Raw genomic sequence first — 8,381 nt, 5'->3', positions numbered from 1 at the left:
AAATAACTACAACTTTGTAAGTGTTAGCATTTCAGCGTCTATTACTTATTGATCCAATTGCCGCGCGCCCATTGTCATGTCTGCGCGGCATGAAACTTTTGATACCGGGTAAATACCGATGAGCACGATCCATGATCAGGCAATGAACTATGTCTATCAGCAAGTATTGCAGCGTCTGCTGAGTTTCTTTTCCCGAGCCGAGCGCACGGCATTGCAGTTGCTGATACAGCGCCTGGTGGTGGCCGCTGGCGGCATGGAAAACATCGGGCAATTCAAGGTGCTGGTGCCTCAGTCCGGCCTGCGTGACGGCTGCTACACCCTGGCCTTGCTCCGCGCCGCACAGCTGACCATCGCCGGACGTGCTCCGGCGACCTTCCAGTTGCGCGTGGCTTCCCTGCGCTGGAGTGGCGACAGCCCGCTCGCCCTGCAAAACCTGCATCGCAGCTACAGCGCGCTATTCCTTTATGACGATCCACGGGTCGAGGTGCTGATGGTGGATAACCGCGAAGTGCTGCCGTTCGACCATCGCACGCCTGTGAGCAACGAAGGGCGTGAGGCCAGCCGCGTCAATCTGCTGCTGGTCGGGCACTGTCGCACCTGGCTGGAAACGCCTGAATTATGGGATGACGCCTACCTGGCGACGGCCGAGTACTACAGCCAGATCGCCCGCTGGAACAATGGTGTCGACGCCATGATCAGCACTGAAACCAAAGGCAGTCAGCAGCATTTCCTCGAAGGCCTGAACCGTGCAATGCAGCGAGTGGCAATAGCCGGTCCAGAACTGGTCAATGCCGGATTCGAAGCGCTTTTTCCGCTGCTCGACGGGCTCGGTGATGATTTCTACCGCGAGCTGCGCGCAGATGACGACCGGATAGCGTGGCGCCCGGAAGGTGAGTTCGAAGCCTGTCGGCGCACCAGTTTTATCGACATCAACGACATGATGGTCGGCAAAATCGAGGATCGTTGGCCGCTGCTGGGCGAATTTCTCGGTTATGAACCTGACGACCTGGCGCTGTACCAGGGCGAAGCGGTATTCGCTGACCCTCTAATCTCGGCGCACGTGCGAGGTTTGTACGCACGCTTCATCGAGGGGCGCGCCTATGAGGCGGGTATCGACGATTATGTTCGTCACACGCTGGCCGACATGCGGCGAAAACAGGTCGCCGAATTTGTCTGCGAGCACTTGCTGGCCAGCTATGACAATGCCGGCGGACCAGAGCAGCTGCGGGCGCTTGCCGAGGACTACCTCATCAATGGTTTCGGATTGAGTGAAACGCAGCTGGTGTGCCTGCTGTTTGCGCCGTTCATCGACAACGGCAAAGGTCTCGAGCGGTTCCTGCGCAACTGTCATCCCGGCATGCTGGTCGCCATGCCTGACCTGCACCGCGCCATGCAAGGCTTGCACGCGCCAGAGCAGGTTTTGAAGTGGATAACGGAAGTGAGCGGGTTGCCAGTCAGGTTGGTGATCCGCCTCTATGCAACGGGCCCTGTGCAGATTCATGCGCCCGCGCAATTGGCCTCGGAGAGTTCGGGTTCGGATGAGGCGCGTTCGGCTGCGCCGTTCGAGCGGTCGACGGAACGCTGACGGTGAGCCGGAGCCTGGGTTGTGAACCGATATCTACGGAAATGAGGGTGTGAAAAGCGCGCGGGACAACGACTTTGTTTATCAGGCAGTTTATCGATATCTGACCACGCTGATTGATGACGCCGGAGGTGGTGCGGCGGTACGCATGCCTTCTTTGCGACAACTGGCGGATCGACTGAATGTCTCCATTTCAACGGTGCAGTACGCCTATTCGCTTCTGGAGAAGGAAGGTCGAGTCTATTCGATAGCCAAGTCAGGGTATTACGCGCAAGCGCTGTTCAGCATGGATGCGCCCGGCAACGGCAATGATCTGCTGGAGACCGTGTACGTCAACGCCAGACGTCCCGGAATGTGTGTGTTGAGCGCCGACGAACCGGCCTCGCTGCAACCGCTGGACAGTCCGTTGTTGACGCTGGAACGTGAGCTTCTGCGCCAATATCCGCGTCAGCTACAGACATTCGTGCAACCTTGCGGAGAGCTGGAATTGCGGGTTGCCCTGGCAGCGCGGTACACGAGTTCGACAGAGCATTTCTGGCATGCCGATGACATCTATATCGGTGCCGATCTGCGCGGGGTCCTGGAAATTCTGATTTCGGTGCTTGAATTGCGTCACGCCAGCGTAATTGTCGAATCACCGTGCGACTGGGTGATATTGCGTCTGCTCGAGTCGTGCGGGGTGCGCGTGATCGAATGGCCATTGCTGGCCGAAGGCGTGCTTGATCTGTCGGTACTGCAATCGCTGCTGGAGAACGAGCCAGTACGTCTGGTTCTGTTGTCCTCAGTGTTGAGCATGCCTCACGGCAAAGGTTTCACCCATGAGCGTCAGCAAGCCGCCGCGCAGTTGCTCAATCAACATGGCGTCTGGGTACTGGAAAACGACTGCTACAGCGAGCTTGACGAGCGCAATGATTCACAGCGTTTGCGCAGTTGGCTTGATCCTGAGCGTCTGCTGGTGTTTTCCACTTTCGAGAAATTCATCGGCGCTGAAGCGCCATTCGGCTTTGTCCTGTCGCGTCATTGGCGTGAGGCGCTGCAACGCCATTTTCTGCTGCGCGCATTTCGCTTGTCGCCGATCCGCCAAAAGGCGATTGCCCGGTTGTTGAATGGCGGGCGGCTTGATCAGCATTTATCTGTGCTGCGGCGAATGCTGGGTGAGCGGCGAGCCATGTTGATCCAGGTTCTGCACGAACGTTTGGGCGATACGCTGCAGATAGTCGAGCCGCAGGGCGGGGCGACGGTGTGGGTGCGTTCGTTACGGCCGGTCGACATGGCGAATGTGTTCCGTCGCCTGCTCAAGCAACAGATCATCGTGGCCCCCGGCGAGCTGTTCAGCCTGCAAGGTCTGCATGCGGATCATCTGCGGATAAGCGCGTTGCACCACGGCGAGCGGGATTTGCCCAGTGTCATCGGCTTGCTCGGCGATGCCTTGCGCTTGTCACCCGGCCAATAACGTTAAAAAACATCGGGCGAGTTTCGGATACATCCCGTCGCACAGTGGTCAAACTGCCAGTAAACTGCGCTGCATTTCCTGAACCACTCCGATTTCAGAGGTTTTTGCATGACACTCAGTCCTTTTGCGGGCAAACCGGCACCGGCAGAACTGTTGGTCGATATCCCGCGACTGGTTACGGCCTATTACACCGGCCAGCCTGATGCATCGATTTCTACCCAGCGAGTGGCGTTCGGCACGTCCGGCCACCGCGGCAGTTCGTTCGATTTGAGTTTCAACGAATGGCATGTTCTGGCCATCAGCCAGGCGATCTGCCTGTATCGCGAAGCCCAGGGCATCACCGGCCCGCTGTTCGTCGGCATCGACACCCATGCATTGTCGACCCCGGCCGGCGCCAGCGCACTGGAAGTCCTCGCCGCCAACGGCGTCACCGTGATGATCGCCGAAGGCGATGAATACACGCCGACCCCGGCAGTTTCTCACGCCATTCTCTGCTACAACCGCGGTCGCACCTCCGGCCTGGCGGACGGTATCGTCATCACGCCGTCGCACAACCCGCCACAGAGCGGTGGCTACAAATACAACCCAACCAACGGTGGCCCGGCCGATACCCACATCACCAAGTGGATCGAAGCCAAGGCCAACGAGCTGCTGGTGAACAAACTGGCCGGGGTCAAACGCATCAGCTACGAGCAAGCGCTCAAGGCCAGCACGACCCATCGTCACGATTACTTGAACACCTATGTCGCCGACCTGATCAACGTCATCGACTTCGATGCCATCCGCGATGCCAAGCTGCGTCTGGGTGTCGATCCGTTGGGCGGAGCAGGGGTGCGCTACTGGTCGGCCATCGCCGAACACTACCGTCTTGACCTGGAAGTGGTGAATAAACAGGTCGATTCAACCTTCCGTTTCATGACCGTGGACTGGGACGGTCAGATCCGCATGGACCCGTCGTCCAGCCACGCAATGCAAAGCCTGATTGGCCTGAAAGAGCGCTTCGACGTGGCGTTTGCCTGCGACCCGGATCACGACCGCCACGGTATCGTCACGCCGTCCGGTGGTTTGCTCGCGCCGAACAATTATCTGGCGGTATCCATCGACTACCTGTTCCAGAACCGTCCGCAATGGCGCGCCGATGCCGCTGTCGGCAAAACCGTGGTCAGCAGTGGTCTGATCGATCGCGTGGCCAAGCGCCTGGGCCGTCGCCTGTACGAAGTGCCGGTGGGTTTCAAATGGTTCGCCGACGGTCTGTTTGATGGCTCGCTGGGTTTTGGCGGTGAAGAGAGTGCTGGCGCGTCGTTCCTGCGCAAGGATGGCGGTGTATGGAGCACCGACAAGGACGGTCTGATTCCTGCCTTGCTCGCCGCTGAAATGACGGCGCGCACCGAACGCGATCCAAGCCAGGCCTACCGCGCGCTGACTGACGAACTGGGCGAGCCGTTCTCGGTACGTGTCGACGCCAAGGCCAACCCTGAGCAGAAGGCACTGCTAAGCAAGCTGGCGCCGGAGCAGGTCACCTCGACCGAACTGGCGGGCGAAAAGATCCAGAGCATCCTCAGCCATGCACCGGGCAACGATCAGGCCATTGGTGGTCTGAAAGTCATGACCGAGAACGGTTGGTTCGCCGCGCGTCCGTCGGGCACTGAGGACATCTACAAGATCTACGCCGAAAGCTTCCTCGGCGATGACCACCTCAAGCAACTGGTGGCCGAAGCGCAAACGTTGGTGGATGGCGCTATTTCCACTAAGTGATGCGCACATGAAAAAGGGCAACCGTTATGGTTGCCCTTTTTTATTGCCTTCAGATCAAGCCAGGTCGACCAGTACGATCTCGCTGTCCTCGATCGCCGTAACCGTCAGCACTTGCTCATGGGCCACCGCCACACCGTCACGCGCTTGGGCACGCAAGCCATTGACCTCGATCACGCCAGTGGCCGGAACCAGATAGGCGCGACGCCCTTCGTCGAGCCGGTATTCGGCTGTTTCACCAGCCTTGATGTTCGCCGCCACCAGACGAGCATTGGCGCGAATGTGCAGGCTCTGGTCGTCGCCGTCCTTGCCGCTGGCCAATGTCACAAAACCCTCGCGCTCGCCTTTGGGAAACGGCTTGGCGCCCCACGACGGCGGCGAACCGGTTTCAGTCGGCAGAATCCAGATCTGGAAGATCTTGGTTTCCTTGTCTTCCAGGTTGTACTCGCTGTGAGCGATGCCGGTGCCGGCGCTCATCACTTGTACGTCGCCGGCTTCGGTGCGGCCCTTGTTGCCCAGATTGTCCTGATGCGTGATGGCACCTTCTCGGACGTAAGTGATGATTTCCATGTCGCGGTGCGGATGCTGCGGGAAACCGGTACCCGCGGCGATGATGTCGTCGTTCCACACGCGCAAGTTGCCCCAGCTCATCCGCTGCGGATCGTAGTATTCGGCAAAGGAAAAGTGGTGATGCGCGTCCAGCCAGCCATGATGGGCGCCGCCCAGCGAGCTGAAGGGTCTGAGTTCAAGCATGATCGTCTCCTAATAAGGGTCGTCAGGGGGCGGGCCCCGTGGGTGATGACGACGATCATCTATCAGGCAATCATCGATAAAAAGCGCAAAAACTGCCGCATCATGATCAGGTTATTTGATGGGAATGCGCCTCGACATCGTCTCATCCGACTTTCAATTCGTCGCCTAAACCGATGACCTGTAAGCATTTCGCTAGAACTGGACGGCAAATCCAGACACCATAGCCGCCACAGCCTCACACCCTGGAGTCCGTCAGCGTGGCGCAACACATTCCCGATCTTCCCCCTGAACTTCGTCCACTGGCCGAGATGCCCTGGTTCAAACGTCTGGCCGCGCGATTCTTTGGTCACGGGTTGACCAAGCTGCGCGCCCAGCACCGGGCGTCGTGGCTGCACGGGCAAGCCGACGGATTTCGCAGTGGCCACACCGCTGGCGTCGAATACGGTTTCAAGGAGGGCAAGCTTGAGGGTTTGGAGGAAGGCCGCCAGGTGCTGTTGATTCGCGACAGCCGCAACACCGAACATCGGCCGCCCAGCGTCGATAACCACCTGTTCGATGACTGGCGCCTGCCGCTGACGGCGGAACTGAAGAAGCGCATCAAGGCTGACGTTGCCCGTTTGCTTCCGGCCCACGCCCAGCCCAGCGCCGCACAGTGGAAGATGATCTTCAGCGATACGCCGTCCACCTCGGTGGTGGCCGGTGCCGGCGCCGGCAAATCGACCACGCTGGTGCTGCGCATTCTGTTGCTCAGCCATTATCTGGGTTTTGAGCTGGATTCGATGACCGTGGTGACCTTCACCCGCGAATCGCGCAAGGACTTCATCAACAAACTGATCGAAATCTTCACGCTGTGGGGGCAGCCGCTGAACCTCAAGCAGGCCCGCGAGCTGGTCAGAACCTTCCACTCACGCATCCTGCCGATGGTGCGCAGCCTGCCGGGTTTCGAGCGTTTGCAGGCCTTCGAGAACCTCAGCGATCGCCCGCAAAGCGGCGCAGAGGAGGTCGACAGCAATCCGTTTGACCTGCGTATCAATGACGCGCAGCGCCAGCAACTTAATGCTTGTTATCACCGCCTGTTCAACGACGATGAGCGTTTCCGCCAGTTGATCCAGCCGCTGTCCCGTGCCGGATTACAGTTGAAGGAACTGGAACGCGATCACCCCGATGTGCAGAAGCGCATGGCGGTCACCGAACTGGCGGCCAAGCGCGATGAAGAGCTCTGCGATGTGATTGAAGATTTATGGTTTCGTGCAGGGGCGTGGCCCATTAAAGGCATCGAGCCGAATCGGCAGGCCTTCGAAATCAATGGCTCGAAGTTCCACACTCATGGCTATATTCCCAGCCTAGATGCCTGGGTGGTGCTCGGCTTTGATCCCAGGGAAAACGCCCAGCTGACCCGACCCAACGCCAAGCTGAGTGTCCGTGCAGAGTGGGCGGTCAAGCGCACCCTGTTTCAAGCTTTCTGCCGTAAGTCATTGATATGGCTGGATAGTTACGAGTCATCCAGGCGCGTTCTTGCGACGTTGGCCGGAGATGGCAGCGCCGGTCCCGGCTTTGATTACAAGGTCAAAGGCGAGCTGGCATCCGCGCCATTGCTGGATTGTTTTGTCGCCGCAGCAGGCTTTATCGAAAACCTCGGCCTGGATGTGCCGGACGCGGTCAGTCGGATGAGCTTCGCCAAGGACGATCCCGATCGCTTTTTCTTTGAAGCCCTGAGCCTGTTCTGGCGCGCATTTGAAGATCACTTGCTGGATCAGAAGCCGCCAGTGATGACCTACAACCGCATGTTCGCGCTGTTCAGCGAGCACTCGCCGGAAAACCTCAAGCTGCTCAGCGATGAGTTGCTGCGGCCTATGGCGCATTTGATGATCGATGAGTTCCAGGACGTATCGCCGCAGATCGTTTCGTGGATTCGCGCCAGCCTCAATGAAATCCGCAGCCGTGGCCCGGCCATGCACGTTGGGCGAGGGGCGCAGCGGTCGTCGCTGTTGTGCGTCGGCGATGACTGGCAGTCGATTTACGGCTGGCGAGGCAGCTCGCCGAGCTACTTCATGGAGTTCAACAAGGAGTTTCCGTCGCCAAGCACCACGCGGGTCATGCTCAGTGACAACTATCGCAGCCATCAGCACATCATCGACGCAGCCGAACACATTGTCCGTGCAGCGCCGGCTATCGCAGGCAAGAAGGCCAAGGCCAGTGGTGAGCCCAAGCCGCTTCACCCGGTCAATGTGCTTGAGCGGGATGATGAAGCATTGGGGCAGCGCCTGGCCCAGCATTACCGGCGGGGAGATTCAATCCTGATGCTTTATCGAAAAAGTAGCGATAAGTTATTGATTGAGCAGCATATTCAGCCTGTACTTAACGTGGATTCGAGCTTGCCCTATGAGGCGCGGCGGCTGAAACAGCTGACCTATCACAGCGCCAAAGGCTTGCAGGCTGATGCAGTATTTCTGCTGGGTGATTGCCAGCATCTGACCAGTTCTCCGTACAAGAATCAGGTCTATCGCATGGCGGGATTGGGCAAAAGTGGCGACAGCGAGCCGTACGACAATGCGCAAAAGGACGAAATCCTGCGCCTTGCCTACGTCGGTATCACACGCGCCGTCAGTCATTGCTACTGGTATGTCGAACCGCAAGACAGCCAGGCGGTAAACATGCCGAGGGCGTCGGATCGAGTCGCCAAGGGCAAACCCTTCTTCGTCGACCATCGACGCGAAAAGGAAAAGACCAGCGCCTGACCCATAAAAAGCCCGCATCGCTGCGGGCTTTTTGTTTTAAATCAGGTGGTTATGCGTAGTTCTTGAGAGATTCCGGAGGAGTGAAGGCTTCCAGCTCATCCTC

5 protein-coding genes are annotated in these 8,381 nt (G+C 58.7%); 4 read left to right on the top strand and 1 reads right to left on the bottom strand.

Going from position 1 to position 8,381, the window contains the following annotated elements:
* Window positions 1-118 precede the first annotated feature (118 nt).
* The 3 genes from F8N49_RS22240 to pgm all read left to right on the top strand — a co-directional run bounded on the left by F8N49_RS22240 (window position 119) and on the right by pgm (window position 4,790).
* Window positions 119-1,585, top strand: coding sequence for a hypothetical protein (locus tag F8N49_RS22240; protein ID WP_151552608.1), 1,467 nt, complete (start codon window positions 119-121; stop codon window positions 1,583-1,585).
* Window positions 1,586-1,634: 49 nt separating this feature from the next.
* Window positions 1,635-3,035 carry a PLP-dependent aminotransferase family protein gene (locus tag F8N49_RS22235; protein WP_151552606.1) on the top strand — a complete coding sequence of 467 codons (1,401 nt, stop codon included), beginning with the start codon at window positions 1,635-1,637 and terminating at the stop codon, window positions 3,033-3,035.
* Between the two features lie 108 nt (window positions 3,036-3,143).
* Window positions 3,144-4,790, top strand: a complete 1,647-nt coding sequence (pgm, locus tag F8N49_RS22230; RefSeq protein WP_151552604.1) for a phosphoglucomutase (alpha-D-glucose-1,6-bisphosphate-dependent) — start codon at window positions 3,144-3,146, stop codon at window positions 4,788-4,790.
* A gap of 54 nt (window positions 4,791-4,844) precedes the next feature.
* On the opposite strand, the gene F8N49_RS22225 is transcribed toward pgm, so the two are convergent.
* Window positions 4,845-5,540, bottom strand: a complete 696-nt coding sequence (locus tag F8N49_RS22225) for a pirin family protein (RefSeq protein WP_151552602.1) — start codon at window positions 5,538-5,540, stop codon at window positions 4,845-4,847.
* Window positions 5,541-5,797: 257 nt separating this feature from the next.
* Between F8N49_RS22225 and F8N49_RS22220 the strand changes: the two genes are divergently transcribed.
* On the top strand, window positions 5,798-8,278 hold the full coding sequence (locus tag F8N49_RS22220) for a UvrD-helicase domain-containing protein (protein WP_151552600.1): 2,481 nt from the start codon (window positions 5,798-5,800) through the stop codon (window positions 8,276-8,278).
* The last annotated feature ends 103 nt before the right edge of the window (window positions 8,279-8,381 follow it).

It is taken from the genome of Pseudomonas sp. GXM4, assembly GCF_008923895.1.
GTDB lineage: Bacteria > Pseudomonadota > Gammaproteobacteria > Pseudomonadales > Pseudomonadaceae > Aquipseudomonas > Aquipseudomonas atacamensis.
This window is presented reverse-complemented; position numbering and strand designations above follow the sequence as displayed.